General features: G+C 49.6%; 28 protein-coding genes. 25 read left to right on the top strand and 3 right to left on the bottom strand.

Annotated elements, in window-relative coordinates; all coding sequences use genetic code 11:
- Nucleotides 1–156 precede the first annotated feature (156 nt).
- The 3 genes from pgmB (at nucleotide 157) to NK662_RS10025 (ending at nucleotide 2,544) form a co-directional block, all read left to right on the top strand.
- Nucleotides 157–834, top strand: a complete 678-nt coding sequence (gene pgmB, locus NK662_RS10015) for a beta-phosphoglucomutase (protein ID WP_254758783.1) — start codon at nucleotides 157–159, stop codon at nucleotides 832–834.
- A gap of 223 nt (nucleotides 835–1,057) precedes the next feature.
- Complete coding sequence (gene rsgA / locus NK662_RS10020; protein ID WP_254758784.1) at nucleotides 1,058–2,119, top strand: ribosome small subunit-dependent GTPase A; 1,062 nt, start codon at nucleotides 1,058–1,060, stop codon at nucleotides 2,117–2,119.
- 44 nt (nucleotides 2,120–2,163) lie between these two features.
- Nucleotides 2,164–2,544, top strand: coding sequence for a DUF3979 family protein (locus NK662_RS10025; RefSeq protein ID WP_254758785.1), 381 nt, complete (start codon nucleotides 2,164–2,166; stop codon nucleotides 2,542–2,544).
- A gap of 109 nt (nucleotides 2,545–2,653) precedes the next feature.
- Here the strand turns inward: NK662_RS10025 and NK662_RS10030 are convergent, their stop codons facing one another.
- Entirely contained in the window at nucleotides 2,654–3,691 is a 1,038-nt protein-coding gene (locus NK662_RS10030; protein WP_254758786.1) for a YkvI family membrane protein, read from the bottom strand.
- A gap of 205 nt (nucleotides 3,692–3,896) precedes the next feature.
- Between NK662_RS10030 and NK662_RS10035 the strand changes: the two genes are divergently transcribed.
- From NK662_RS10035 to NK662_RS10050, 4 genes are all read left to right on the top strand, one after another.
- Complete coding sequence (locus NK662_RS10035; protein ID WP_254758787.1) at nucleotides 3,897–4,346, top strand: Dps family protein; 450 nt, start codon at nucleotides 3,897–3,899, stop codon at nucleotides 4,344–4,346.
- A 73-nt stretch (nucleotides 4,347–4,419) separates the two neighbouring features.
- Entirely contained in the window at nucleotides 4,420–4,869 is a 450-nt protein-coding gene (locus NK662_RS10040; RefSeq protein ID WP_254758788.1) for a DUF3939 domain-containing protein, read from the top strand.
- Between the two features lie 107 nt (nucleotides 4,870–4,976).
- Nucleotides 4,977–6,248, top strand: a complete 1,272-nt coding sequence (locus tag NK662_RS10045; RefSeq protein WP_254758789.1) for an MDR family MFS transporter — start codon at nucleotides 4,977–4,979, stop codon at nucleotides 6,246–6,248.
- A 65-nt stretch (nucleotides 6,249–6,313) separates the two neighbouring features.
- On the top strand, nucleotides 6,314–6,976 hold the full coding sequence (locus tag NK662_RS10050) for a GNAT family N-acetyltransferase (RefSeq protein ID WP_254758790.1): 663 nt from the start codon (nucleotides 6,314–6,316) through the stop codon (nucleotides 6,974–6,976).
- A gap of 178 nt (nucleotides 6,977–7,154) precedes the next feature.
- On the opposite strand, the gene NK662_RS10055 is transcribed toward NK662_RS10050, so the two are convergent.
- A complete protein-coding gene (locus tag NK662_RS10055) occupies nucleotides 7,155–7,352 on the bottom strand; it encodes a DUF3896 family protein (RefSeq protein WP_254758791.1) in 198 nt (65 codons plus the stop codon).
- A 195-nt stretch (nucleotides 7,353–7,547) separates the two neighbouring features.
- On the opposite strand from NK662_RS10055, the gene NK662_RS10060 reads away from it, so the two are divergent.
- Nucleotides 7,548–8,297, top strand: a complete 750-nt coding sequence (locus NK662_RS10060) for an alpha/beta hydrolase (protein ID WP_254758792.1) — start codon at nucleotides 7,548–7,550, stop codon at nucleotides 8,295–8,297.
- 68 nt (nucleotides 8,298–8,365) lie between these two features.
- Nucleotides 8,366–9,328: a CobW family GTP-binding protein gene (locus NK662_RS10065; protein ID WP_254758793.1), complete on the top strand. Its 963-nt coding sequence runs from the start codon at nucleotides 8,366–8,368 to the stop codon at nucleotides 9,326–9,328.
- A gap of 280 nt (nucleotides 9,329–9,608) precedes the next feature.
- On the opposite strand, the gene NK662_RS10070 is transcribed toward NK662_RS10065, so the two are convergent.
- On the bottom strand, nucleotides 9,609–10,538 hold the full coding sequence (locus NK662_RS10070; RefSeq protein WP_254758794.1) for a metal ABC transporter substrate-binding protein: 930 nt from the start codon (nucleotides 10,536–10,538) through the stop codon (nucleotides 9,609–9,611).
- Between the two features lie 410 nt (nucleotides 10,539–10,948).
- On the opposite strand from NK662_RS10070, the gene NK662_RS10075 reads away from it, so the two are divergent.
- The 16 genes from NK662_RS10075 (at nucleotide 10,949) to NK662_RS10150 (ending at nucleotide 23,860) form a co-directional block, all read left to right on the top strand.
- Complete coding sequence (locus NK662_RS10075; RefSeq protein ID WP_254758795.1) at nucleotides 10,949–11,095, top strand: hypothetical protein; 147 nt, start codon at nucleotides 10,949–10,951, stop codon at nucleotides 11,093–11,095.
- A 182-nt stretch (nucleotides 11,096–11,277) separates the two neighbouring features.
- Nucleotides 11,278–11,562, top strand: a complete 285-nt coding sequence (locus NK662_RS10080) for a hypothetical protein (protein ID WP_254758796.1) — start codon at nucleotides 11,278–11,280, stop codon at nucleotides 11,560–11,562.
- 205 nt (nucleotides 11,563–11,767) lie between these two features.
- Nucleotides 11,768–12,430 (top strand): oxidoreductase, encoded by a 663-nt coding sequence (locus NK662_RS10085; RefSeq protein WP_254758797.1) that lies wholly within the window; start codon nucleotides 11,768–11,770, stop codon nucleotides 12,428–12,430.
- A complete protein-coding gene (locus tag NK662_RS10090) occupies nucleotides 12,427–12,996 on the top strand; it encodes an HD domain-containing protein (protein WP_254758798.1) in 570 nt (189 codons plus the stop codon). The genes NK662_RS10085 and NK662_RS10090 overlap by 4 nt, the downstream gene beginning before the upstream one ends.
- Before the next feature lie 94 nt (nucleotides 12,997–13,090).
- Nucleotides 13,091–13,558 (top strand): methylated-DNA--[protein]-cysteine S-methyltransferase, encoded by a 468-nt coding sequence (locus NK662_RS10095; protein WP_254758799.1) that lies wholly within the window; start codon nucleotides 13,091–13,093, stop codon nucleotides 13,556–13,558.
- Nucleotides 13,559–13,587: 29 nt separating this feature from the next.
- Complete coding sequence (locus tag NK662_RS10100; protein ID WP_254758800.1) at nucleotides 13,588–14,406, top strand: DUF2628 domain-containing protein; 819 nt, start codon at nucleotides 13,588–13,590, stop codon at nucleotides 14,404–14,406.
- Nucleotides 14,407–14,825: 419 nt separating this feature from the next.
- Nucleotides 14,826–16,490 carry a peptide ABC transporter substrate-binding protein gene (locus tag NK662_RS10105; protein WP_254758801.1) on the top strand — a complete coding sequence of 555 codons (1,665 nt, stop codon included), beginning with the start codon at nucleotides 14,826–14,828 and terminating at the stop codon, nucleotides 16,488–16,490.
- 117 nt (nucleotides 16,491–16,607) lie between these two features.
- The gene (locus tag NK662_RS10110; protein WP_254758802.1) at nucleotides 16,608–16,862 is read left to right on the top strand and encodes a hypothetical protein; all 255 of its coding nucleotides are present in this window, start codon (nucleotides 16,608–16,610) and stop codon (nucleotides 16,860–16,862) included.
- A 163-nt stretch (nucleotides 16,863–17,025) separates the two neighbouring features.
- Complete coding sequence (locus NK662_RS10115; protein ID WP_254758803.1) at nucleotides 17,026–17,745, top strand: amino acid ABC transporter permease; 720 nt, start codon at nucleotides 17,026–17,028, stop codon at nucleotides 17,743–17,745.
- Nucleotides 17,678–18,400, top strand: coding sequence for an amino acid ABC transporter ATP-binding protein (locus NK662_RS10120; protein ID WP_254758804.1), 723 nt, complete (start codon nucleotides 17,678–17,680; stop codon nucleotides 18,398–18,400). The genes NK662_RS10115 and NK662_RS10120 overlap by 68 nt, the downstream gene beginning before the upstream one ends.
- 131 nt (nucleotides 18,401–18,531) lie before the next feature.
- Nucleotides 18,532–19,134, top strand: coding sequence for an undecaprenyl phosphate transporter UptA (gene uptA / locus NK662_RS10125; RefSeq protein ID WP_254758921.1), 603 nt, complete (start codon nucleotides 18,532–18,534; stop codon nucleotides 19,132–19,134).
- A gap of 66 nt (nucleotides 19,135–19,200) precedes the next feature.
- Nucleotides 19,201–19,464: a hypothetical protein gene (locus tag NK662_RS10130; protein WP_254758805.1), complete on the top strand. Its 264-nt coding sequence runs from the start codon at nucleotides 19,201–19,203 to the stop codon at nucleotides 19,462–19,464.
- A gap of 87 nt (nucleotides 19,465–19,551) precedes the next feature.
- A complete protein-coding gene (locus tag NK662_RS10135; RefSeq protein WP_254758806.1) occupies nucleotides 19,552–20,940 on the top strand; it encodes a putative polysaccharide biosynthesis protein in 1,389 nt (462 codons plus the stop codon).
- Nucleotides 20,941–21,053: 113 nt separating this feature from the next.
- Nucleotides 21,054–21,992: a magnesium transporter CorA family protein gene (locus NK662_RS10140; protein ID WP_254758807.1), complete on the top strand. Its 939-nt coding sequence runs from the start codon at nucleotides 21,054–21,056 to the stop codon at nucleotides 21,990–21,992.
- Nucleotides 21,993–22,107: 115 nt separating this feature from the next.
- Nucleotides 22,108–23,001: a permease gene (locus NK662_RS10145; RefSeq protein WP_254758808.1), complete on the top strand. Its 894-nt coding sequence runs from the start codon at nucleotides 22,108–22,110 to the stop codon at nucleotides 22,999–23,001.
- A gap of 4 nt (nucleotides 23,002–23,005) precedes the next feature.
- A complete protein-coding gene (locus tag NK662_RS10150; protein WP_254758809.1) occupies nucleotides 23,006–23,860 on the top strand; it encodes a TIGR03943 family putative permease subunit in 855 nt (284 codons plus the stop codon).
- Nucleotides 23,861–23,915 lie beyond the last annotated feature (55 nt).

Below are 23,915 nucleotides of genomic sequence, written 5' to 3' on the forward strand. Positions count from 1 at the left end.
CTTTCCATTATGATGAGATTGAGGGGATGTTGTATACGTATACGTACATAACATCCTCTTCATCTGTATATCGTATGGAAAGGTTTCCGTTTCCTTTGCGCCTAAAAAATGGTAGCATAGTAGGGTGACTGAAATGCATGTGAAAGGAAGATATGTATGACACAGGTACAAGCATTTATTTTTGACTTAGACGGCGTAATTACGGATACGGCCGAGTATCATTATCTTGCATGGAAACAGCTTGGCGGAGAGCTGGGCATCCCGTTTGACCGTGAGTTTAACGAGCAGTTGAAGGGTGTGAGCCGTATGGAGTCCCTCGAGCGAATTTTGGCTTTGGGAAACCGCCAGCATGATTTCACCGCAGAAGAAAAGGAAGCATTGGCAACGAAGAAGAATGAACATTACAAGGAACTGATTACGAAAATTACACCGGCGGATGTTCTGCCTGGCATCACGGAGTTTCTGCGGGCCATCCGTGCGCATGGTCTTAGAATCGGGATGGCCTCTGCAAGCAAGAACGCTTTTGTAGTGGTGGACCGTCTGGGTGTACAGGAATATTTTGATCATATTGTAGATGCCGCGACAGTAGCCAACAGCAAGCCGCATCCGGAGGTATTCCTGCGTGCAGCGGAGGTATTGGGCGTGCCGGCGGAAGCCTGCATTGGCGTCGAGGATGCCGAGGCCGGGGTGGAAGCCATTAAAGCAGCGGGTATGTTCGCAGTTGGCGTAGGCACGAAGGAAGCAATGGCAAAGGCCGATGTAGTTGTGGCAGGCACGGCGGAATTGAGCTATGAGGAGATTGTCGCAGCTTTTGCGGCGCATACACGCCGTTGAGTGAAAACGGTTGCGCAATCCTTGGACAGGCTATCAGCCTGTCTTTTTTGCATGGACATTTTTGGGAATTACTCATATAATAGGGATAATTCTATTTGGAACGGAGTGATGTTTTATGGTGAATGTACAAGTGAAGTACGCAGAAGCAGGAACAGAAGGAGCGGTGTCCGGATTCTGACATTCACCGGGTCCTTCTGCATTTTAAAATCAGGAGGATATACCATTGAAAAATGAAAAGCTATTGGATTTGGGCTGGAACGAATTTTTTGACGGGCAGTGCCCGGCGGAACGTACAGCGGGGCGTATTGTGCTGGAGCACAAGCACCTGTACCGTGTCATGACAGATGACGGGGAGTACTTGGGAGAGCTCTCGGGAAAGTTCCATTACCGGGCTGCTGTGAAAAGCGATTATCCGAGTGTCGGAGACTGGGTTTGGCTGACGAAGCTTCCGGATGAGCGGAAGGCAGTCATTCACGGGGTATTCACCCGCAGAAGTGCATTCTCCCGCAAGGAGGCCGGCGAACGGACAGAGGAGCAAATCGTGGCGGCCAATGTGGACTACGTGTTTCTCGTGAATGCGTTGAACCGTGATTTTAATGTAAGGCGCTTGGAGCGATATTTACTGGTTGCCTATGAAAGCGGGGCAATGCCCGTGATTGTGCTGACCAAAAGCGATTTATGCGGGGATGTAGCGGGGAAGGTGGCAGAGGCTGAAGGCGTTGCCTTTGGTGTGCCCATTGTGGCTGTCAGCAGCTTGGAAGGCAGCGGTATAGAGCAGTTGGCGCCTTATTTGGAGAGGGGCCGGACTGTTGCTCTTCTTGGTTCTTCCGGGGCAGGCAAGTCAACGCTGCTGAACGCGCTTGCCGGCCGGGACGTCAGCAAAATCGGCGATATCCGTGAGAGCGATGACCGGGGCAAGCATACAACCACGCATCGGGAGCTGTTTTCGTTGGCGTCGGGGGCGCTGGTTATTGACACACCTGGAATGCGCGAGCTGCAGCTTTGGGAAGGCAGTGATGCTATAGGGGCGGCCTTTGCAGATATTGAGGCGTTTGGGGCGGTATGCCGGTTCAGCGATTGCCGTCATGAACAGGAGCCGGGCTGTGCTGTCAGAGCGGCAATTGAAACAGGAGAATTGCCGGCAGGGAGGCTTGTCAGCTATAATAAGCTGCAGAAGGAGCTCGCTTACGCAGCACGCAAGCAGGATGCGGGTTTGGCTCGGCAAGAAAAGGAAAAATGGAAGAAAATCAATCAAACGATGCGAAAGCAGGGGAAAAAGAGGTGAGCCACACCTCTTTTTTGTGCCTGTTGTAAGATGGAGGACATACTATGATTCAAGAAGCACTGAGGGCGTTTTTTCAAAGTGAGCCGGGAGAATGCCGGACCGGGCATCGATACGTTTTGACAGAACAGGATGGGACGTACAGCATCTCCTCGGATGCCGCTGTAGAATATACAGGGAACCGCATAATCATTGAGTGCACGGAGGAAAATGAAGTCCGTATTGTGCTGCAGCAGGCTGGCAGGCCGCTTGTGCACGTGCAGCGGATTGAAATGGAGCGGGTTGTTCCCATACGTGATGATGGGGAAGAGGCCTTGCAGTTTGTGCTTGCGCGTATGTCAAGCCGCATGATCCAGGTGCAGCTTAAGCCGTTTTTTGCGGTGGAGATGGGGCTGTTCTGGGAGTTTTGTGACGATTGTGATGAATAGAGGGCGGCATCATATAGGCGGACGTAAAGTGTGTATCCTTTATGTCCGCCTTTTTGTCTGCCTTGGCAGCCGGCAGCGGCTTGGAGCTTTTTGGTGAGCAGCGAGGCTCTCATCTGTTCGCCTGTTTGATGGCCAGAAGCGGGAGGAGCACAAGGCTGATCCAGCCTATCAGCGGGTAGAGTGTATGAAGCAAATCGCCGTAGCCGATATAGCTGATGCAATAGCTGACTGCCAACAGGACATAGATAATCATGTCACTCCGCCAGCCCGCCATGGATTGCAGCTGCTTTGTCATGCCGAATACATTGCCAATCAGGGTCGTGAAAATTTCGCCGTAGATAACAAAGACAAAGAAAAAGTGGAACACAGGATTAAAGCGGCGCACGACCTCCGCCATCGGAATATTGTACTGGGCAAAGTCCGGCACAGAGAGTAAAGCAAACTGGCTGCAGATCAGAATCAGACATAGACCTGCTCCGCCCAGCATGCCGCCGGCCCGGACGGCTTTTTCATCATTCACTTCATAAGCAAGCGGCACAAGGACACTTTGGGAAAGGGCAAGATTCATGGCGACATATGTAATAGGACTCGTCACCCATCGCCAGTTCCATTCCTCCTGCGGGACGGAATTTGTGAGAATCGGCCATGCCTGCGATAAAGTCGTGGAAAACAGCCCGATGATAAACAGCATCATAATGGGCACAACGAGTGAATTGACACCGAATACCCCGGATAGCCCCCGCGTAGAAATAAAGATGCAGACAAAGACCGTGAGCAGCACACCGAGCTGGCGCGGCCAGTTCAGCTGCTCTTGAAATACAGCCCCTGCTCCTGACAGCATGACACTTGTGACACCCAATAGCACAAGCAGGAGCACCATATTCACGATATTGCCGAATACATCGCCAAACAAGTATTTATTGAACTCTTGGGCGGAGTAGGCGCGTATGCGCATCGACAGCAGCATCATGCGCGTGCCGAGCCACATGAATAAAAGCCCGCTGCCAAGAATGCCGAGAAAGCCGTAGGTGCCATACATCGTGAAGAATTCGACGATTTCCCTCCCTGTCGCAAAGCCGGCACCGACAATTGTTCCGATATAAGTGGCCGCGATTTTTTTGGCCACCTTCCATTGTTGATCGTTCATAGCTTCCCCCCTCTGAGACGGGTTTGTTATATGCATATGAGGGGACTTGGCCAATTAGACATGCGTGTATTTCGAAAAGTGGCGGGTGGTACAGTAAAGGTTGTTTGTTTCGGGTATGCTACGTGTATCCTGCAGTTTTAAAGATATTTTTACATTTTAATGATAAATACTACCTAATCATTATAAAAGGGGACGGTGTCAGGAAATGAGTGAAGTACAGTATGAAGCTGTTGTGCAAGAGTTAAATAAGCAGGTGGCCAATTGGAGTGTGCTGTATGTGAAGCTGCACAACTATCACTGGTATGTAAAGGGACCGCAATTTTTTACGCTTCATGCAAAGTTTGAGGAGCTCTATACAGAGGCGGGTGCATACATTGATGAGATTGCAGAGCGCATTCTGGCACTGAAGGGGCAGCCGATGGCAACGATGAGAGAGTACTTGGAAGCATCTACTGTAAAAGAGGGACAAGGAACGGAGAATGCAGAGGAAATGGTGCAGGAGATTGTAAATGACTACTCCGCCATTATCGCCGAACTGCGGGAGGCCATGGAGATTGCCGGGCAAGCGGAGGATGAGACAACAGCAGACATGCTGCTGGCCATCCATATGGCCCTGGAGAAGCATGTATGGATGCTGGGTGCGTTTCTTCGGTAAAAAAAGCTTCATAACTGTGTCCAAAGCAATCGGAGATTCTATGGTATAATGTAGGTGGAGAGGGAGTGATTGCATGTTCCGTTTCTTTAAGGAAGGAAAGGGAAAAAGAGAGATTACACAGCAAGAGCTGGAAATTGCGATTGCGGCGTTTCTCGAGCAGCACCCGAATATTGCCTATACTGTACTGGTGAACGAAGATTATACAGTAAATTTCAAGCTGCTGAAGCCTTATTTGCCGGCGGTGCCGCTCAACCAATTTTTGATTACCAGGGAAACACTGGAGGTGTTTCCGGATACTCCGGAGTATCGGGAATTGATTCAAGAGATTGATGCAGTGCAGAAGGCTGTGGATCAGTATGTGATGGACAAAGAAACGTTTCCGGTTGTGGAAAGCGATGAATATCACCGGATTTGCCCAATGAAGCTGCTGCCTTATTTACGCCGGCAGCTTGAGCGGGAATTGTATATATCCGAAAAGCACTATCTGGTCAGCAGCAGACCGGACCATAAGAAGATTGGATAAGAGGGTGTGGAAGCGCACCTTCTTTTTTGTGTGTAAGAATTGCCGGAACAAGGGTGCAGCCCTTACAATGGGAAGGTTGGGATTTTGAAAAGAACGGGGATGTTAGAATGAAGTGGAAAGAATGGAATCGCAATCTGAAAATCCGCCTGGTCGGCGAATGGCTGTTTGGTTTGTTCTTTTGGATGCTGCTGCCGTTCATGGCAATTTATTTTTCGGAAACATTGGGAAAAGCAACAGCAGGAATCCTGCTTGTTGTGTCGCAGTTGCTGTCAGTGGCGGCGAACCTGGTGGGCGGATATTTGGCGGATACGTATGGCCGGAAACGAATGATGGTCGTTTCTGCAACGGTGCAAACTGCGGCCTTCTGTCTATTTGCATACGCAAACTCGCCATGGTTGGAATCGCCTGTGCTGACGTTCATCGCGTTTTCTCTCGTCGGCATCATGGGCTCCTTTTATTACCCGGCGAGCGCAGCCATGGTGGCGGATTTGGTTGAGGAAGAGAAGCAAAACAGTGTATTCGCTGTCTTTTATACCATGATTAATGTAAACGTTGTGCTTGGCCCGATTTTGGGCGCGTACTTCTTCTTTACAAGCCGGTTTGAGCTTCTCTTAGTCAGCGCACTGGTGAATGCAGCAGTTACGCTTGTGTTTTGGCGCTATGTGGAAGAGACCCTGCCGGCGGAGCAGCGGACAAAGCGCAAAAGAGGCGGCAGCTGGATTTCATTCGTCACGGACCAAGTGCGAAGCTACCGGGTTATTCTGCAAGACAAGGTGTTTCTGTTATTTATTGTCGCCGGTATTCTGATTGCCCAGACGTTTACGCAGATTGATTTGCTGGTGGCAGTCTATATTAAGGAAACCGTACCGCTGCAGCAGCTGCTGAGCTTTACGGTAAATGGCGAAAAGCTGTTCAGTTGGATCATTGCGGAGAATGGCTTTTTAGTGGCTTTATTCACTGTGTATGTGACAAAGATTGCGGACCGCTTTAATGAGCGGAACATCTTTGTGGCTTCTTCCGTTGCTTACGGCATTGCCATGATCATATTCGGCAATACTGTGGCAGCATGGGGCTTGATCTTTGCGATGGCGCTATTTACAATGGCTGAGATTATGGTGGTTGGCATTCAAAACAGCTTTATTTCCAAGCTGGCGCCGGAGGATACGCGCGGGCAATATTTCGCGGCTGCTTCCTTGCGCTGGTCAGTCGGCCGGACTCTTGCGCCGTTGGCCATTCCCATGACGGAGTGGATTGGCTATCGGATGACCTTTATGTCCATTGCTGTGTTAGCGTTTGTCAGCGCCGGCCTGTACGTCTATATGTACCGGCTGTTTGGGCAAAAAGAAGCAGGGGTCCATCAGATGGCAAGCAATGAGTGAGTGCGGGTGTAAGACCCGTGCTTTTTTCATATCAAGAAGCAGGGGAGCTTTGCAGGAGGAGGGTGATGTTGTTGGAATGGAAGGAAATTCAGTTGGGAGATACAGACGGATTGGAGCAAGCGCTGCAGCTGTATGACGAAATGTTTCCGCTGCCGGTTCGGGAGCCGCATGAGGTGTTTTGGAACGGGCTGCGATATGGAGCAGGGCAGGGGCAGGGCAGCTTCCGTTTTCTTGTTGCCTGTGAGGGAAAGCAGGTGAATGCCTTTGCCACCGGCCATTATTTCCAGGACATGCATGCGGCTTTCATCGTGTACATCGCGGTCAGGCCATCAGTCCGGCACCACGGGCTTGGCTCACAGACCTTGCAGCGCATGGAGGAGCTGCTGCGCGGGGGCGCAGCAGCCCCGCTTCGGGCTGTTATCCTTGAAGCAGAAAAGGAAGAACTGGCACATGATGAACAGGAGCGGGTGGATTGTATGCGGCGCAGCTGTTTCTTCATCAGAAACGGCTATCGGAAATATGAGGGACTGGAGTACGTGCAGCCCCCTCTGCATGCAGGAGAACAACCGGTTCCGCTGCAGCTGTTCATAAAAGGTCCAAGGCAGACAAGCCCGGATGTCCGGTCTTATGTACAAGCCATGTACAGAGAGAAGTACGCGGCAGTGAATGGAATTCAGAGTGAAGTGTTGGAGCGCTGTCTGCGGCAAATGGGATTGGAATCATCTTAAGGCGAAGCAGTGTATGCACCTTGTCCGTCATGGCCGGCCAATCATAGGTGATTGCTTGTTTTTACATCTCCATTCACTTCCCCAAGAAAGCTGACTCTTCATATATTTGCGGAAGGCCTTTGGGTATCCTGCCGGTCCCAAAGGAAAAACCCGGGCAGGCTGCCCGGGTCCCGCGGCATCAGTAATGGATGCCGCGGCCAAAATGGTTCATTTCCACAAGGTCAAGGATATATTGATAATTGTCAATTGACATCTGGATTGCTTCACGTTCCTGCTCCGTTAATGCCTGAGTTTGCAGCTTGTGCAAAAGGCTTTGCTTTTGTCCTTCTAGGCGGTCTTTAATTTCCTGGTAATTGTAAGTATGTGTGTTTGTCATCACCTATAACCCCTTTCCGGTTTTTTCCTTCCCTACCCTTAGTATAGAAGAAAAGAATGACAGAGTTCACACAGCAATATGGATTTTTCATGAATGTTTGCACAATTTCCAAAAATGCAGATTCTAGTATGTTTTAGGGGATACTTTCAATAAATTCCTGTATGATAAGAAGGGAGTAAAAAGGAGGCGTTTGGAATGCAGGAGGCAGTGTCTATTTTGCATGAAGGGCAAGTGCTGCGCGGGATGCAGCATATTCCGGGAGGAGCGGAAAGCGCGCCGGCAGTCATTTTGCTGCATGGCTTTACCGGTACTAAGCTGGAGCCGCACCGCCAGTTTTTGAAGATTTCACGGGCGTTGGAGCAGCAAGGGGCGGCGAGCTTCCGGTTTGACTTTCTTGGCAGCGGTGAAAGCGACGGCAATTTCGAGGAGATGACGGTGCTGCGTGAACTGGCGGAAGCCAAGACAATCTTGGAATATGTACGTTCACATCCGGCAGTGGATCCAAACCGGGTAACCGTGCTCGGCTTCAGCCTTGGGGGGCTTGTGGCCAGCCTGCTTGGGGGCGACGTGCAGGATGATATTCATAAGCTCATTCTCGTGGCGCCTGCGGGAACGTTCCCGCAAAAGGCAGCCATGTTTGCTGATGAAGCGATGTACATACCGGAAAAGGATGCCTATGATTTGGACGGAAACCTGATTGGCCGTGCCTTTGTGGAAGAAGCAGCCGGTATTGAAGTATGGGAGCGGGCATCTGCCTTTCGTAAGGAAGTGCTGCTGATTCATGGGACGAATGACGAGGCGGTGCCCTTTGAGGTGTCTTCGCTGTACATGAAGCAGTGCTATAAGGAGCAGGCAACGCTGCATGTGATTGCCGGGGCGGACCACACCTTTAACAGCTTCCTTTGGGAGCAGGATTTAATTGCAGCTGTATGCAAGTTTGTCTGACGGAGAGCCCGGGCACATGGCCCGGCTCTTTTTGCTATAATAGAGAAAATATGCAGGGAGAGATGAAGATGGAAGGGAAAATTCCAGTCACGATTTTAACCGGGTACTTGGGATCAGGAAAAACAACGCTGCTGAATCGGCTGTTGGCGGATACGCACGGCCGCAAGCTGGCAGTCATTATCAATGAGATCGGCAGCGTGAATATAGACGGCAAGCTTGTGATGAATGTAGAAGAGGGCATGATGGAGCTTACAAACGGCTGCCTATGCTGCACTGTGCGGGAGGATTTGGTGCAATCCTTGCGGCAGCTGGCACAGGCAAGGGAGGCCGGAGACGTTCAATTTGAAGCTTTGGTAATTGAAACAACAGGCTTAGCGAATCCGGGCGGGATCATCCAAACCTTCTTCGCAGTGCCGGACGTCCAGGCTGCTTATACCATCGACGGGGTGGTAACGGTCGTTGATGGCTATCATTTGGACAAGCATATAGAGAAGGGGGCGGAGGCGGAAGAGCAGATTGCATACGCAGACGTGGTTCTGCTGAATAAGGCGGATTTGCTGACAGGGAAACAGCAGCAGGAGCTGGCCGCTTATATACAGAGATTGAATCCGACAGCGGAAGTCATTCCAACCATTCAGGCAAATCTTGATACGGGCCGGCTGCTGCAGCTGCAAACCCTGCTGACAAAGGATCGTCTAGAAGCACGCGGGCTTGGAGGCGCGAGCCATTTGAGCGGAGTCACCTCCTTTGTCATCCGGGAAGAACGGCCGTTGGATTTACAAATGGTGTATGAGCTCATGGGCGCCATCGTGCAGGAACTGGGTGATTATCTGTATCGCTATAAGGGGATTCTATACATTGCGGAACTGGAAAAGCGGGTGGTGTTTCAGGGAGTCCACAGCATGTTCGCCGCTGCGTATGACAGAGAATGGCGTGAGGGAGAAGTCCGGGCCAGCGAGCTTGTATTTATTGGGCAGGGCATAAGCAAGGAATGGTTTGCGGAGCATTTGCGGCAATGCGCTGCAGAATAAGGAGCATTGTGGAGCCCCCGGAAAAGGAGGCTCTGCAACCTTATATGCTTACACACAACGAAAAAGGTGTTTTCGTTGTTTACTGCATGGAATCTTGAATGCCCTGATCCATCTTTTTGCGTCCCGGTGACGGGCTGTCTTTCGGCACATGGTTGGTGGCCGTACGGCGCGCCTGCTTCTTCTTGCCCTTTGCCATAGCTATCCCCTCCTTATCACCTATAATGTGAGCGGAGCAAAGCAGAATTATGCAGAAAAAGCCTCCGCTTGGGGAGGCTTGGCATTAGGAATTCATGGCTGTCTGCAAGGCTTTCAGATTTTCCTCCATCAGGGTGAAGTAGTCTTTTTTAGCCTTCAAGTCTTGGTCTGAAATGGTGGAGATATGGTGCAAATATAATGCTTTTGTGTTTGTTTCCTTTTGTACCACCTCTGCCACTCTTGGGGTGGAGAAGGTTTCAAACAGAATGTATTTGATTCCGTGCGCCTTTGCCGTGTCGGCAATGGCAGCCAGCTGCTTTTGGGAAGGCTCCTGCGCGGAGGAGACGCCGGTGACTGCGATTTGCTTGATACCGTAACGGTGCTCCCAGTAGCCGTAAGCAGCATGGGATACAAGCACTTCTTTTGTTTTCGCGTGCTGAACCAGATCTTTAAATTGCTGATCCAGTTGCGTAAACTGCTGCGCCAGCGCCTCGTAGTTTTTCTCAAACTCCGTTTTATGGGAAGGCTCCAGCTTTACCAGCGCATTTTTAATCGCTTCAGCCTGCTTCATCGCCAGAAGCGGATCCAGCCATACATGCGGGTCTTCGTCATGCTCATGCCCTGCTGTTGCATCCTCATCATCGGAGGCCTTCAGCAAGGCAAGCCCCTTCGAAGCGTTTACAATGCTTACCTTTTCCTTCTTCAGAGATTGCTCCACTTTGTCAACAAAAGGCTCCAATTCTGCGCCATTGTATACAAATACATTTGCTTTCGCAATTTGCACCATTTGCTTTTGGGAAGGTTCAAATGTATGTGCATCTGCACCTGCAGGGTAAATGGATTGCACATCTACATAGTCGCCGCCAATTTTCTTTGTAAAATCAGCCAGTGGGAAAATGGTTGTATATACGGTCAGCTTTCCATCCTGCTTCGTTGCTTCCGGGCTCTTTAAACAGCCGGAAAAAAGCAGTGATGCACCAAGCAATACAGAGAGGGCTGCTGCTTTTAGTTTCATAGGTTTTCCGCCCCTTTCATCATGTCCATTCTGCATTATATCGTAACTGTTCCGCTTTGTATATTTTTTTCTCCTGCGTACTCAGAAGGGCGGAAGCCTACCATTCATTCTGCCCGAATCGGGCGGAAAATACGTATGCTTTCCGTATTTCTTTGACACGGCTGTATCAAACAGGCCCGGAAAATAAAGCGTAACCTTTTCGATTTGGCAGATAGGCTCAAGTATACTATGAAACTTCCCTTCTGACAATAAACAGGAATAATTCTGATTTATTACGAGATGCCGGACCCGCGCAGCTCGATTATATGTGCCAAAATGTTCAAAAATTGCAGGAATAGAGAAAAAGGTTTAGGTATACCTCTGTTGCCCTCCTAATATATTAGAGCAAGACGATATAAGGGGGAATGGTTATGGAGTACGGATTTGAGGCATTTTTTATTTTAATTGGCGTGCTGTTCCCGTTGGTGTGCTGTGTGATTTTCCTTTATGCCCTTGTCGGAAGCCTGGGCAGCTCCAGTACGGTGGACCCGCTGCCGGAGGAGATTGAAAAGGGGTAGGCGGGAACAGGAGGCCGGACTGGCGGAAGAGCGGGGCTTTTCGCCAGTTTTTTTTGTGCTTTCTGCAGAACAAACGATGGCATTGTATGCATAAGTTTCCTGTATTCCTGCATTTCCAAACATGATAGGATAAAGGAGTATGAGATGTCAGAGCGAACAGTCAGAAAGAGAGGAATCATTTTATGGAGAGAAACGAGATTTTGCTGTACGAGAACGAGGCGGTCAAGTACACCATTACTGAGGATGGCTACATATTTCGTTATTGCTTCCAGAACAAGTGGGTGTTGCTGGAAAGCGCTCCTGTGAGCGAGGCGCATTACATCGTTTCTAAGCTTCATCAGGCTTCCAAGCAGCTGCAAGCGCTATCTTTGGCCGTGGATTATGCTGTGTATGAAGAATTCTATGAGAAAATGAAAAACCAGCAAAAAGGACGGAAGCTGGATTATGTGATGTCAATATTGAATTAAGCCTGCCTGCAGCGGGCTTTTTTTCATACGGGGATGCAGGCGGATAATATGTTCCGGATCAGAATATATATGGAGCAATCTATTTTTTCTTTCCGCATTCAAAAAAGCTTCTCTCGGCGGGAAGCCGGCGGAAAAGCAGTTGCAACCGTCATGCCGTGTTCGTTATACTTGCTAATAAATACTATGTTTAACTGGGGTACATATGATGCATACACGAACAGCGCTCGTACTTGGAGCGACAGGTCTTGTCGGGCAAGAGGTTGTCCGGCAGCTGCTGGATTCGCCGGCGTACAGTTCCGTTGCCATTCTCACAAGAAGGCCGCTGGATTGGGAAAGCCCGAAGCTGCATCAGCACATTGTTCAGTTTGATGAGCTGGAGGTATATGCTGCACAATTTCAAGTGCATGACGTATACTGCTGCCTTGGTACAACGATTAAAAAGGCGAAGACAAAGGAGCAGTTCTGGAAGGTTGATTATGAGTACACAATTCAGGCAGCAAAGCTGGCTGCCGGGCAGGGTGTACAAAACTTTTTAGTGATTTCTTCGATGGGGGCCAGTGAAAAGTCACTGTTCTTCTACTCACAGGTAAAGGGCAGGATGGAACGTGAATTGAAACAGCTGCCGATTCGCAGCATCCATGTGCTTCGCCCCTCGCTTCTGTTGGGAGAGCGGGAGGAGTTTCGCTTTGGCGAGAAGCTGGCTGAGAAAGTGTCGGCAGCCTTCCCTTTTCTGTACAGCGGAGCTTTGCGGAAATACCGCCCCATTACGGCGGAGCAGGTGGCCAAGGCCATGTGCAGACTGGCATTGGCAGACGGGAAGGGCATCCATGTCCATGAATCGGATGAGCTGGGAGGCAATGACAAATGAGGGGTGAGAAAATGGACCGGACGATTTTGGACTTATTCAGCTTGGCTGCTGAAACCGCGGCAGCTGCGCATCAAGGCCAAACACGCAAGGGGAATGGAATGCCGTATATTACGCATCCATTCACAGTGGCGCTGCTGCTGCAGGAGGCAGGATGTTCCCCTGCTGTGATTACAGCGGGTCTCCTTCATGATACGATTGAGGATACGAGCCTCACATACCAGGATTTGCAGCGTAACTTCGGAGCTGCTGTTGCCGATATTGTACAGCAGTGCTCGGAGCATGATAAGGAAAAGTCTTGGGAGGAGCGCAAGCAGTATACGATTGCGCATGTACAGACCATTTCGCCGGAAGCATGTATGGTGATTTGCGCAGATAAGCTCCACAACATCCGATCTACCGTAAAGGGAAAGGAGAAGGAGGGCGAGCTTGTTTGGAAGCGATTTACCCGCGGCAGAGAGCAGCAGGAATGGTATTACCGGAGCATGGTGGAAGCGCTCGGAAAGAGAATTCCAGGTTTTTCCTTGTATGGTATGCTGCGAAGAGAAGTTGAAGAACTGTTTGCATAGCAAAGGCGGAGGCAATGCCTCCGCCTTTGCTATGCAAACAGCAGATGCTCTCTCTCTCATTTTGGCTTATAATAGAATAGACAGGAGTGAGAGTATGTATCAGAGCTACTATAAAAGCGAGCTTGGCTGGATTGAAATCAAAGGGACGGAGAGCGGAATTGCGGCTGTTGAATTTGTGGAGAATCCGGGGACGGAGCAATTTCATCCCATCGTGGAGCAGGCAAAGACAGAGCTGGATGAATATTTCAAAAAGCAAAGGACAGCATTCACGGTTCCCCTTTGCGCTGCAGGCACCCCTTTCCAAAAGCAGGCATGGGATGCGTTATGCACCGTTCCGTTTGGCGAAACTGCATCGTATGCAGACATGGCGGTGAAGGTGGGAAATCCAAAAGCCGTCCGTGCCATCGGGGGAGCGAACAATAAAAATCCTATTTCCATTATTGTTCCGTGCCATCGGATAATTGGCAAGAATGGCAAGTTGGTCGGGTATGGCGGCGGCCTTTGGCGAAAAGAATGGTTACTGAAGCATGAAGGCGTGCTGCCGGAAGAGGCAGGCAAATAACAAAAGCAAGGAAGCAGAAAGAGGCTGAAATGAAAACAGAGGATATACATAGATTTGCGGGAAAGAATGCGGGGTATTACGAGCGGGCCTGGAGGAAGAAAAAGCGTGTGGCCTGGAACAGCGCGGCTTTTCTGTTTCATGCGGCTTGGCTTGGCTTCCGGAAAATGTACCTGTATGCGATTCTGTTTTTTCTATTACTGACTGTTGCACACGCACTTGCGTATGCGGCCGGATGGAATTATGCACTTCCAATCATTAATATTACCATACCGGCGCTGCTTGTGGTGCTGGCGGCCATGGCAGGACTCGGACTGTTTGGCAATCACCTCTATCGCCTGCATGCACAACGCAAGGCCGGGAAGGCTGCAGGTGTGGAGGAGGAAGCGAAGCATTTCTTTTTACAGGCTGCCGGCGGAACGAGTTGGCTGGGGGTGCTGTTTGTCGTATGCCTGGGAGTTGTAGCGCATGTCGCCAGCCATGTGTTGTTTCCCACTCAGCTTGATATTATCCGGACGGTGAAGAACAGCTCGCTGTACAATTATCCGCTGTATGAAATCGGCGAAACCTTTGAAGAATATTTTCAGGACCCTTCGTGGACGTACTCTCATGCGCCGGATGGACTGGAGATGGTGGAATTTCATGGCACTGACAAAGAGTACGGGCGTGTGGATATGCAATTTTTGGTGGATTACCGCATGAAGGAAATTGAACCGTATTCGCTGAAAGTCTCCGGAAAAGAGCGAACTGAAAAGCAAATGGGAGAGCTGCTGGACCGGGTGTTCCATGTGGAAACGCCGTTTGAATTGGATGATCAGTTGGATGAGGGAAGCAAGAAAAGTGCGATGTAGGCTGCCGTTGCGGGCAGCCTTTTTGATTTGAACGGTCTATTGCCGGAGCAGTTGGAGATTATTTTTCTAATATACGTATAAAGTGCTGGGAATATAGTGTGAAGGGGTTCTGTTGTCAAAATATGAAGAAATATGCTTGTAGCAAAGAGGGGGTATCGTTATTTTGAAAGCGGATTCAGGTAAAAAGCATTGGAGAATTACCTGTTAACTGGAAAGAATTGAATATGTATTCATGAAAAGAGATAGATGTAAGCATATTTCTGAAGAATTTCAAAAATAGTAATTGACCATTCTGAAATATTCTGTATAATCAAAACAGACAGAAGTTATCCGAGAGTTAAGCAAGTTCTTATTTTTCGGATTATCAGAAAATTAAAACATTGTAACTTCTATCATGCTATGGAGGGGGATTTCAACAGATGAAAAAGAAACTTACTGCGCTGACGGCTGTAGCACTATCCACAAGTGTATTGTTAGCAGGCTGCGGCGGCGACAAACAGGCATCAACAGAAACGAAGAAGGAAGAGGGCAAGAGTGCGGACCAGCTGGCTGACAAGCAAGTGCTGAACCTGCTCGAAACGGCTGAAATTCCGTCCATGGACACAACAAAGTCCACAGACAGCGTATCCTTTAAGGTATTTGTAAACGCAATGGAAGGTCTGTACCGTTTGGACAAGGACAACAAGCCGACTCCTGGTATGGCGAAGGATGTAAAGGTCAGCGATGACAAGAAAACATATACATTCACACTTCGCGATGCAAAGTGGTCCAACGGCGAACCGGTTAAGGCACAGGACTTCGTATATGCATGGCAGCGTGCGGTTGACCCTGCAACAGCAGCAGAGTACGCGTTCATTCTGTTTGACGTGAAGAATGCACAAGCAATCAATGAAAAGAAAGCGACACCTGACCAGTTGGGCGTAAAAGCAACAGACGACAAAACACTGGTTGTTGAACTGGAGCATCCGCTTCCATACTTCCTGGAGCTGACTTCCTTCCCGACATTCTTCCCGTTGAACGAGAAGTTTGTAAAAGCGCAGGGCGACCAGTATGCGCTGGAGGCTGACAAGGTATTGTACAACGGACCATTCGTGCTGACAGATTGGAAGCATGAGCAGGGCTGGAAGCTGAAGAAGAACGACAGCTACTGGGATAAAGACAATGTAAAGCTGCAGGAAATCAACACAAGCGTTGTAAAGGAAACTTCCACAGCGGTGAACCTGTATGACACCAATCAGGTGGACCGTGTAACATTGGCTGCAGAATTTGTAGACAAGTACCGTAAGAGCGCTGAGTTCAAGACAGTGCTGGATCCGCGTTTGTTCTTCGTCCGCTTCAATCAAAAGGACAAGAACTTTGCGAACCAGAAGCTTCGTGAAGCGATCGACCGCGGCTATGACAAGGAAGGCATCGCAAATGTCATCCTGAATGACGGTTCCTTGGCAGCATACTCCCTTGTTCCGAAGGACTTTGTAAAGAGCCCGTCCGGTGAAGATTTCCGCAAGACTGGCGGCGACTACAACAAAGCCAAGGACAATGCTGAGCAGGCGAAGAAGCTGTGGGAAGAAGCAAAGAAAGAGCTTGGCGTAAGCACGCTGAACGTGGAAATGCTGAACTACGACAACGACAACGCGAAAAAAATCGGTGAGTACATGAAGGAGCAGCTGGAGAAGAATCTGCCAGGCTTGACTGTCACACTGAAGTCTCAGCCGTTCAAGCAAAAGCTTGATATGGAGAAAAAGTTCCAGTATCAGTTCTCTCTGTCCGGTTGGGGCCCTGACTATCCAGACCCAATGACATTCGTTGATATGTTCGTAACAGACAGCGCGTTCAATGAAATGGGCTACTCTAATAAGAAGTATGATGAGCTTGTAGCACAATCCAAGGGCGAATTGCTGTCCAAGCCGGAAGAGCGTTGGAAGGCAATGCTGGAAGCTGAGAAAATCCTGATGGGCGACACAGCGATTTCTCCTGTATACCAGCGCGGTATCGCGTACCTAGAAAAGCCATATGTAAAAGGGGTTATCAAGCATCCGTTCGGCGGTGACTACTCCTACAAGTGGGCTTATATCACAAAGAAATAAGCACGGCAAAGAGTGCATATCCATTCGTGGGATATGCACTTTTTTGTGAAAAGGTGCTCTGCATAAAGGCGGCGGGGCAGCCATATACATGGGGAAAATGTGAAGAGAGGGAACCGGATGCTTCAGGTGTTTATATCTCCTATTTCCATACGCATGCTGCTTCGCCTGCTTCTATTTATGTCTGCCTGTGTGAGCGGCGGCTGGCTTCTTGTCTATGCGAGCAGCCGTCATACGCAGGAAGGGAAACAGACGCGCTTGTCCGCTTTCTTGGTGCGCGCCGGGTTTGTCAGCTGGTTTGCCGCAGCATGCGGCATGCTGTTGTTTCTGCTTGACGTGATCTGGCATGCGCTGGAGCTGTTTTGGCGTCAGTAGGAGAGGGCTTCCTTTTTAATAGTATTTTAATATACGTAACGGTGTGGAGGATGAAAAGGAATCGCTTCATTTCAATAATTTTTAAAAATTAAAAATTTTGGACTTTTCGAAATATATTTTCCTGCTATATAATAAGCCTATGTAAAGAGAAAGGGGGATTTTCGTGGACTTTAATTTTCAGATTATTGCAGAGTACGCACCGTTCTTTGCGAAGGGTGTATTGTATACACTCGGCATTTCACTTGTCGGCATTTTATGCGGGACAATCCTTGGACTCGGAATGGGCTTGGGCCGTCTGATTCAAAATCCCTGGCTGCGGATGCCTTTCACCTGGTATGTGAACTTCTTCCGGGGAACGCCGCTGCTGGTCCAACTGCTCATTATTCATTATGGCTTAATGCCGCTCTTTATGTCTCCGCCAAATCCAGTTGTGTCCACAATGGTTGGACTGTCCTTGAATGCAGGCGCATATATTGGAGAAGTGTTCCGCGGCGGCATTCAATCGATTGACCGGGGCCAGACGGAGGCGGCCCGTTCACTGGGGATGACGCACGCGCAGACGATGCGCCACGTCATTGTTCCGCAGGCCTTCCGCCGCATGCTGCCGCCGCTTGGCAATGAATTTATTGTTTTGCTGAAGGATTCCTCCGTTGCCAGCGTATTTGCTACACCGGAGCTGCTGTATTGGGGCAGAGCTGCTGTTTCCCAGTACATGCGCGTGTGGGAGCCGTATGTAACAATTGCACTCATTTATTTGTTCCTTACTTTGACGCTGACGTATCTGCTAAATTATGTAGAAAAGAGGTTGAATCAGCATGATCCAAGTCAAGCAGCTAAAAAAGAGCTTCGGGCCGCTCGAGGTGCTGAAAGACATCTCGGTTAGCATTCGGCAAAAGGAAGTGGTGGTGGTCATTGGGCCGTCCGGATCCGGGAAATCCACGTTTCTGCGCTGTTTAAACCTGCTGGAGGATGTAACGGCAGGAAACATTGAAATTGACGGTATATCTTTATTGGACAAGTCGACAGACATCAATGCCCTGCGTGCCGATGTCGGGATGGTGTTTCAGCACTTTCATCTCTTCCCGCACAAAACGGTGCTGCAAAACATTATGCTGGCACCCATGACAGTGCGGAAGTGGCCGCGCGCACAGGCAGAGCAAAAGGCGCTGGAGCTGCTGCGAAAGGTGGGGCTGGCTGATAAGGCGGATGTATATCCCGACTCTCTTTCCGGCGGACAGAAGCAGCGCGTCGCCATTGCGCGGGCCTTGGCGATGGAGCCGAAGGTGATGCTGTTTGATGAACCGACATCTGCGCTGGATCCGGAAATGGTCGGTGAGGTGCTGGAGGTTATGAAGGACCTGGCGCGTGAAGGAATGACCATGGTGGTGGTAACGCACGAAATGGGCTTCGCCAAGGAAGTGGGCGATCGGGTGCTGTTTATGGATGGCGGCTATATTGTCGAGGAAAATGTGCCGCAGGAGCTGTTTGAAAAGCCGCAGCAGGAGCGGACGAAGCTTTTCTTAAGCAAAGTGTTATAGAATGGGGGGCAGACCTTAAGAGCACACGTGTTCTTTGGGGGAGGCCTCTTTTTCTATGCGGAAAAGGTTGGCAAGCCGTCGGTTTCATGGAATAATGTGTTGTAGGAAACTATGAAATGAAGGAGAAAGCGATGCTTGCACATGTAGTAGAGACATTATTAGAATTTTTTATGGGGCTGGGGTACTTCGGTGTCGCCCTGGGTCTTATGATTGAAGTCATTCCAAGCGAGATTGTATTGTCCTACGCCGGATTTCTGGTGGCGAAAGGAGAAATTAATTTTATTGGCGCGGTGATTGCCGGCACAATTGGCGGAACAGTGGCCCAAATCTTTCTGTACTGGCTCGGCTATTACGGAGGCCGTCCGATTGTTGAGAAATACGGCCGGTATTTGCTGATTAACAAAAAGCACTTGGATGTTGCTGAGGACTGGTTCCGTAGGTACGGTGTCGGGGTCATCTTCTCAGCCCGTTTCATTCCGGTTGTCCGTCATGCCATCTCCATCCCTGCCGGTTTGGCAAAAATGCCGCTCAGTACATTCACCCTGTATACAGTGCTTGCCATTGTTCCATGGTCCATTTTCTTTATTGTTCTGGGAGAGCAGCTTGGGTCGAACTGGCGCCATATTAAAGAGTATGCAGCGGATTATATGCCGTATATTGTGGCCGGCGCGATTGCATTCATTGCTCTGTATTTTGTATATACCGCACTTAAGAAAAGACGGGCTGCCAAGTAAATGGCAGCCCTACATATTTTTCGGCGCCCTGCGGCATACTGAGGGGAAAAGGCAGGGTGGTGCAGTGTGAACAGAGGTTTGCGGTATGGGTCCGAAGTACTGCTGGGTCTGGCACTTGGTTTCTTCTATTATGTCTTCATGATCCAGGTTCCGAAATCAGCCTTTTTGAACCCGATTTTCCTTGATTATCAGCTTGTTGCCTATTTTGGAATTCCACTTGTTTTTCTCTCCTTTTTATTCGTATACTCACATTTTAAGCTGTACGCGTTTGTCTCGTTTGCAGCCATCATCGGCTCCTACGTGTGGTTTGGCACAGAGCTCGTCCGCTAGTCCGCCATTTCGGTTCTAAAGAAGCCAAGCTGTCCATATGCTGTAGCATAGAAGGTCCGTGACCGGACAGATGAGCGGGGGATGTGGATGAAGAGCTCGCCTTTTGTGCGGGGAACAGTATTTTTGACGATGGCTACCATGATTTCCAAGCTGCTTGGCTTTGCTTACGTCATTCCCTTCACAGCCATGGTGGGGACGAGCGGCTATGTGCTGTATACATACGCGTACCGCCCATACACAATTATGCTGAGCATTGCAACGATGGGCTTGCCATTGGCTGTGTCCAAGATGGTATCGAAATACAACCAGCTCAATGATTATCACACAGTCAAGCGGGTGCTGCGCAGCGGTGCGGTCTTCATGCTTTGTATGGGGACAGCCTCCTGCCTGCTGCTATATATGCTGGCACCCAAGCTTGCCGGACTGGTCATCAACGGGGATGATCCGACGGGCAACAGTGTAGAGGCCGTAGAGCTGAATATCCGGATCGTCAGCGCTGCCTTGCTGCTGGTGCCCGTTATGAGCCTGCTGCGTGGCTTCTTTCAAGGCTTTCAGTCCATGGGGCCTTCTGCTGCGAGCGTGGTTGTGGAGCAAATATTCCGTGTGCTGACGATTCTTGTTGGAAGCTTTGCGGTGCTGCGCTTCTATCGTGGCGGAACAAGTCTGGCTGTCGGCCTTGCCACATTTGGCGCTTTTATCGGTGCTGCAGCCGGGCTGTCGGTATTGCTTTTTTTCTATATGAAACGACGAAAATACTTAAAGAAGAGAGAACTGGAAAGCCTTCCGCTTACAAATCAGTCCTTCTTCTCCTTGTATCGGGAGCTGTTTACCTATTCCATTCCCTTTGTTGTGGTGGGCTTGGCAATTCCGCTGTATCAAACAGCCGATACGTTCACTATGAACAGGCTGCTGCTCGGCATTGGCTACGGGCAGGGAGAGGCGGAGAAGGTAAACGCGATTATTGGGCTCGTGCAGATGGTTGTGCTGATACCGGTTTCCCTGGCAACTGCCTTCAGTATGTCCCTTGTGCCGGAAATGACAAAAGCCTTCACAGCGCGCCGGCAGGATACGCTGTACCGGCATTTTACAAGGACCAATGGATTTGTGGTGCTGGTTACCCTTCCGGCAGCGCTTGGCATGATTTGGCTGGCGGAGCCGGTCTATACGCTGCTCTTTGGCAGCGGCAATGATCCGGCGCTTGGCAGTGAAGTGCTTCGGTACTATGCGGCTGCCTGTATTTTGTTTTCGCTGTTTTCGGTGACTGCCGCCATGCTGCAGGGAATCAACCAGCAGATGAAGACCATTATCGGGCTGTTAATCGGCCTTGCCCTGAAAATTACACTGAATGTGCTGCTTGTCGCTCATTTTGATTATGTCGGCACAATCATTGCAACCTACACAGGCTATACATTTTCCGTCCTCTTTAACCTCATTTGTCTATATCGGCACATCAGACGGACAGAGGAGGCGGTTTGAAGTGCGGCCGGCCGCATTTTTCTGTTGAAATCCGGCTGCACTTTGCATATGCTTGATGTGATGAGCAATGCGCAAAGGCTGGTTTTCGGATGTGATGGAACTGAGGTGGCAGAATGTTAAATATGTATTTGACGGATGAGAACGGAAGGCTCCAAGAGGTGGACAACATTGAGAAGGGCTGCTGGATTAATGCACTCCACCCGACAGAGGAAGAAGTGCAATATCTAATTGAGACCTTGCATTTGGAGCATGACTTTATTAAAGACCCGCTGGACGACGAAGAACGGTCGCGGATTGAAAAGGAAGACGACAAAACACTCATTATCGTGGACATCCCAACCGTGCGGCACGACGACGACGGAAACTCCACCTATGATACCATTCCAATCGGGATGATTATTACGCCGGACTGCTTCATCACGATTTGCCTGGAGGAAAATCCGATTTTCGAGCGGTTTATCAACCAGCGGATCAAGGGCTTCTATACCTTTAAGAAAACGCGCTTTGCTTTGCAGCTTTTATATATCATCTCTACTTACTATTTGCGTTACTTAAAGCAAATCAGCCGGAAAACGGTTGACTTGGAAAAAGAACTGAATAAATCAATGAAAAATAAGGAAATCTTCACACTGCTTGGGCTGGAAAAAAGCTTGGTCTATTTCACAACCTCTCTAAAATCCAATAAAACTGTAATTCAAAAGCTGACGCGCAGTGAGTATTTGCGCATGTACGAGGATGACCAGGATCTATTGGAGGATGTGCTGATTGAGAATAAGCAGGCGATTGAAATGGCGGAAGTATACAGCAACATTCTGAATGGCATGATGAATACGTTTGGTTCGGTCATCTCCAATAACCTGAACAGCGTAATGAAGCTGCTGACCTCTATCACCATTATTTTATCCCTGCCGACCATGGTGGCCAGCTTCTTCGGCATGAATGTGGAAGTGCCATTTGGGCATTACCCCCATGCGTTTACAGTGATTATGGTGATTGCGGCAATTTTGTCCTGCACGACTGCGTTTATTTTTTGGAAAAAACGATATTTCTAGGAAATCCGTTCTTTGCAGCGGATTTTTTTGTATGTGATGTTAAAAAGACCCCTTGTTGAAACGGAAAAAGGGGCGTACAATCACAAGCATGTCCTATATGTAACGGGGTGAGTACATGCTTTTATCTATACCAAAATCATTTCTACAGATGAATACTATTTTTATTTCCATTCTGATTGAGGCACTCCCGTTCATTCTGCTCGGGGTATTTGTATCCGGCCTCATTCAAATGTTTGTAACAGAGGACATGGTGGCCCGCTACATGCCGAAGAATCGGGTGCTGTCCATTCTGACGGCGCTGCTGCTTGGGCTCTTTTTCCCCGGCTGCGAGTGCGGCATTGTGCCCATTGTGCGCCGGCTGATTGGCAAGGGTGTGCCGGCCCATGCAGCTGTAGCCTTCATGCTCACCGGCCCGATTGTAAATCCGGTGGTGCTGTTTGCCACCTATGTGGCATTCGGGAACAGCTGGCGGATGGTTCTGCTGCGCTCTGCCGCCGCCATGGCCGTGGCTTTTACAGTCGCATTGCTGGTGTCCTTTTTCTTTAAAGGCTCCGTTTTGCGGCACGAGCCGGCAAGAGATGCTGTCCAGAAGCAGCAGACGGTGAAGGAAAAGCTGTGGGCAGTGTGTGAGCACGCAGTGCAGGAGTTCTTTTCCACGGGCAAGTACTTGATTATTGGTGCCCTCATTGCGGCAGGTGTCCAAACCTTCGTGAAAACGTCGCTGCTGCTCTCAATTGGCCAGGGGCCTTTTGCTTCGGCGGCAGTCATGATGGCCTTGGCATTTATCATGTCCCTTTGCTCAGAGGCAGATGCCTTTATCGCCTCTTCTTTTCAAAGCACATTTGCGGCCTCTTCGCTTGTTGCTTTTCTCGTGTTCGGTCCAATGGTCGACATTAAAAATATGCTGATGATGGCAGGAGCGTTCCAAAAGCGGTTTGTGGTTTCTTTGATTGCAATGATTGCCGCTGCGGTATATATCAGCTCTATACTGCTGCATATTGCGGGGTGATGGAATGGCACGCGCCTATATTTTACTTGGCTTCACGTTCTTGCTGGTGCAATTGCACATCTCAGGAGATATTACGAAATATATCAATATGAGGTATGCCTATCTTTCAAAAAGTGCTGCGGTCCTGCTGGTGCTGCTCACTGTGGTGCAGGTGATTTCTTCCTTCAGGCAGGAGCGCGGCCACGCTCACCATACTCATGACTGTGATGACCATTGCGGCCACCATCATGAGGAAGAGCGGGGCTGGAAGCGGAAGCTGACTTTTGCTTTATTTGTGTTTCCGATTTTCACCGGCTTATGCTTGCCGGTTGCGGTGCTGGATTCAGATATTGTAAAGGCAAAGGGGTTTCATTTCCCTGTTGCGGAGCCTGGCAATCAGGACCCGTTCATGCAGCGCCAGTTTCTGAAGCCGGACACAAGCATTTATTATGGAGAAGAAGGATACCGGGAGCTCATTGAGAAGGAGAAAAAACAATTTCTGCAGCGCGACTCCATTTCTTTAAATGATGCCAACTTCTTAAAAGGCATGGAGTCCATTTATAATAGTCCCGGGGAGTTTTCCGGAAAAACGCTGTCCTTCAAAGGGTTTGTCTTTGCCGATAAGAGCACCGGAAAAGAGGAGTACTTCCTGTTCCGCTTTGGCATTATCCATTGTGTGGCTGATTCCGGGGTATACGGCATGCTGGTGGAAAAGCCGGCAGGTGCCCAGTGGAAGGATGACGAATGGATTATGGCGGAAGGAAGCATTCAAACGCAGTATTATCAGCCGTTTCATACAACGATTCCTGTGCTGCATGTGACCGGTTGGACAAAGGTGGCAGCGCCCGAAGAACAGTATGTGTACCGGGGTGCAGAATAGAGGGGAAAAGGGTTCAGAAGATAAAAACGTCTTCTGAGCCCTTTTTGTTTTGGCT

The organism is Ectobacillus ponti, from assembly GCF_024294785.1.
Classification (GTDB): domain Bacteria; phylum Bacillota; class Bacilli; order Bacillales; family Bacillaceae_G; genus Ectobacillus; species Ectobacillus ponti.

What these genes read in the sequence shown, in the direction of transcription:
- pgmB (WP_254758783.1), top strand. Translation starts at nt 157, where the DNA reads ATGACACAGGTACAAGCATTTATTTTTGACTTAGACGGCGTAATTACG.
- NK662_RS10025 (WP_254758785.1), top strand. Translation starts at nt 2,164, where the DNA reads ATGATTCAAGAAGCACTGAGGGCGTTTTTTCAAAGTGAGCCGGGAGAA.
- NK662_RS10030 (WP_254758786.1), bottom strand. Translation starts at nt 3,691, where the DNA reads ATGAACGATCAACAATGGAAGGTGGCCAAAAAAATCGCGGCCACTTAT.
- NK662_RS10035 (WP_254758787.1), top strand. Translation starts at nt 3,897, where the DNA reads ATGAGTGAAGTACAGTATGAAGCTGTTGTGCAAGAGTTAAATAAGCAG.
- NK662_RS10040 (WP_254758788.1), top strand. Translation starts at nt 4,420, where the DNA reads ATGTTCCGTTTCTTTAAGGAAGGAAAGGGAAAAAGAGAGATTACACAG.
- NK662_RS10045 (WP_254758789.1), top strand. Translation starts at nt 4,977, where the DNA reads ATGAAGTGGAAAGAATGGAATCGCAATCTGAAAATCCGCCTGGTCGGC.
- NK662_RS10050 (WP_254758790.1), top strand. Translation starts at nt 6,314, where the DNA reads ATGTTGTTGGAATGGAAGGAAATTCAGTTGGGAGATACAGACGGATTG.
- NK662_RS10055 (WP_254758791.1), bottom strand. Translation starts at nt 7,352, where the DNA reads ATGACAAACACACATACTTACAATTACCAGGAAATTAAAGACCGCCTA.
- NK662_RS10060 (WP_254758792.1), top strand. Translation starts at nt 7,548, where the DNA reads ATGCAGGAGGCAGTGTCTATTTTGCATGAAGGGCAAGTGCTGCGCGGG.
- NK662_RS10065 (WP_254758793.1), top strand. Translation starts at nt 8,366, where the DNA reads ATGGAAGGGAAAATTCCAGTCACGATTTTAACCGGGTACTTGGGATCA.
- NK662_RS10070 (WP_254758794.1), bottom strand. Translation starts at nt 10,538, where the DNA reads ATGAAACTAAAAGCAGCAGCCCTCTCTGTATTGCTTGGTGCATCACTG.
- NK662_RS10075 (WP_254758795.1), top strand. Translation starts at nt 10,949, where the DNA reads ATGGAGTACGGATTTGAGGCATTTTTTATTTTAATTGGCGTGCTGTTC.
- NK662_RS10080 (WP_254758796.1), top strand. Translation starts at nt 11,278, where the DNA reads ATGGAGAGAAACGAGATTTTGCTGTACGAGAACGAGGCGGTCAAGTAC.
- NK662_RS10085 (WP_254758797.1), top strand. Translation starts at nt 11,768, where the DNA reads ATGCATACACGAACAGCGCTCGTACTTGGAGCGACAGGTCTTGTCGGG.
- NK662_RS10090 (WP_254758798.1), top strand. Translation starts at nt 12,427, where the DNA reads ATGAGGGGTGAGAAAATGGACCGGACGATTTTGGACTTATTCAGCTTG.
- NK662_RS10095 (WP_254758799.1), top strand. Translation starts at nt 13,091, where the DNA reads ATGTATCAGAGCTACTATAAAAGCGAGCTTGGCTGGATTGAAATCAAA.
- NK662_RS10100 (WP_254758800.1), top strand. Translation starts at nt 13,588, where the DNA reads ATGAAAACAGAGGATATACATAGATTTGCGGGAAAGAATGCGGGGTAT.
- NK662_RS10105 (WP_254758801.1), top strand. Translation starts at nt 14,826, where the DNA reads ATGAAAAAGAAACTTACTGCGCTGACGGCTGTAGCACTATCCACAAGT.
- NK662_RS10110 (WP_254758802.1), top strand. Translation starts at nt 16,608, where the DNA reads ATGCTTCAGGTGTTTATATCTCCTATTTCCATACGCATGCTGCTTCGC.
- NK662_RS10120 (WP_254758804.1), top strand. Translation starts at nt 17,678, where the DNA reads ATGATCCAAGTCAAGCAGCTAAAAAAGAGCTTCGGGCCGCTCGAGGTG.
- uptA (WP_254758921.1), top strand. Translation starts at nt 18,532, where the DNA reads ATGCTTGCACATGTAGTAGAGACATTATTAGAATTTTTTATGGGGCTG.
- NK662_RS10135 (WP_254758806.1), top strand. Translation starts at nt 19,552, where the DNA reads ATGAAGAGCTCGCCTTTTGTGCGGGGAACAGTATTTTTGACGATGGCT.
- NK662_RS10140 (WP_254758807.1), top strand. Translation starts at nt 21,054, where the DNA reads ATGTTAAATATGTATTTGACGGATGAGAACGGAAGGCTCCAAGAGGTG.
- NK662_RS10145 (WP_254758808.1), top strand. Translation starts at nt 22,108, where the DNA reads ATGCTTTTATCTATACCAAAATCATTTCTACAGATGAATACTATTTTT.
- NK662_RS10150 (WP_254758809.1), top strand. Translation starts at nt 23,006, where the DNA reads ATGGCACGCGCCTATATTTTACTTGGCTTCACGTTCTTGCTGGTGCAA.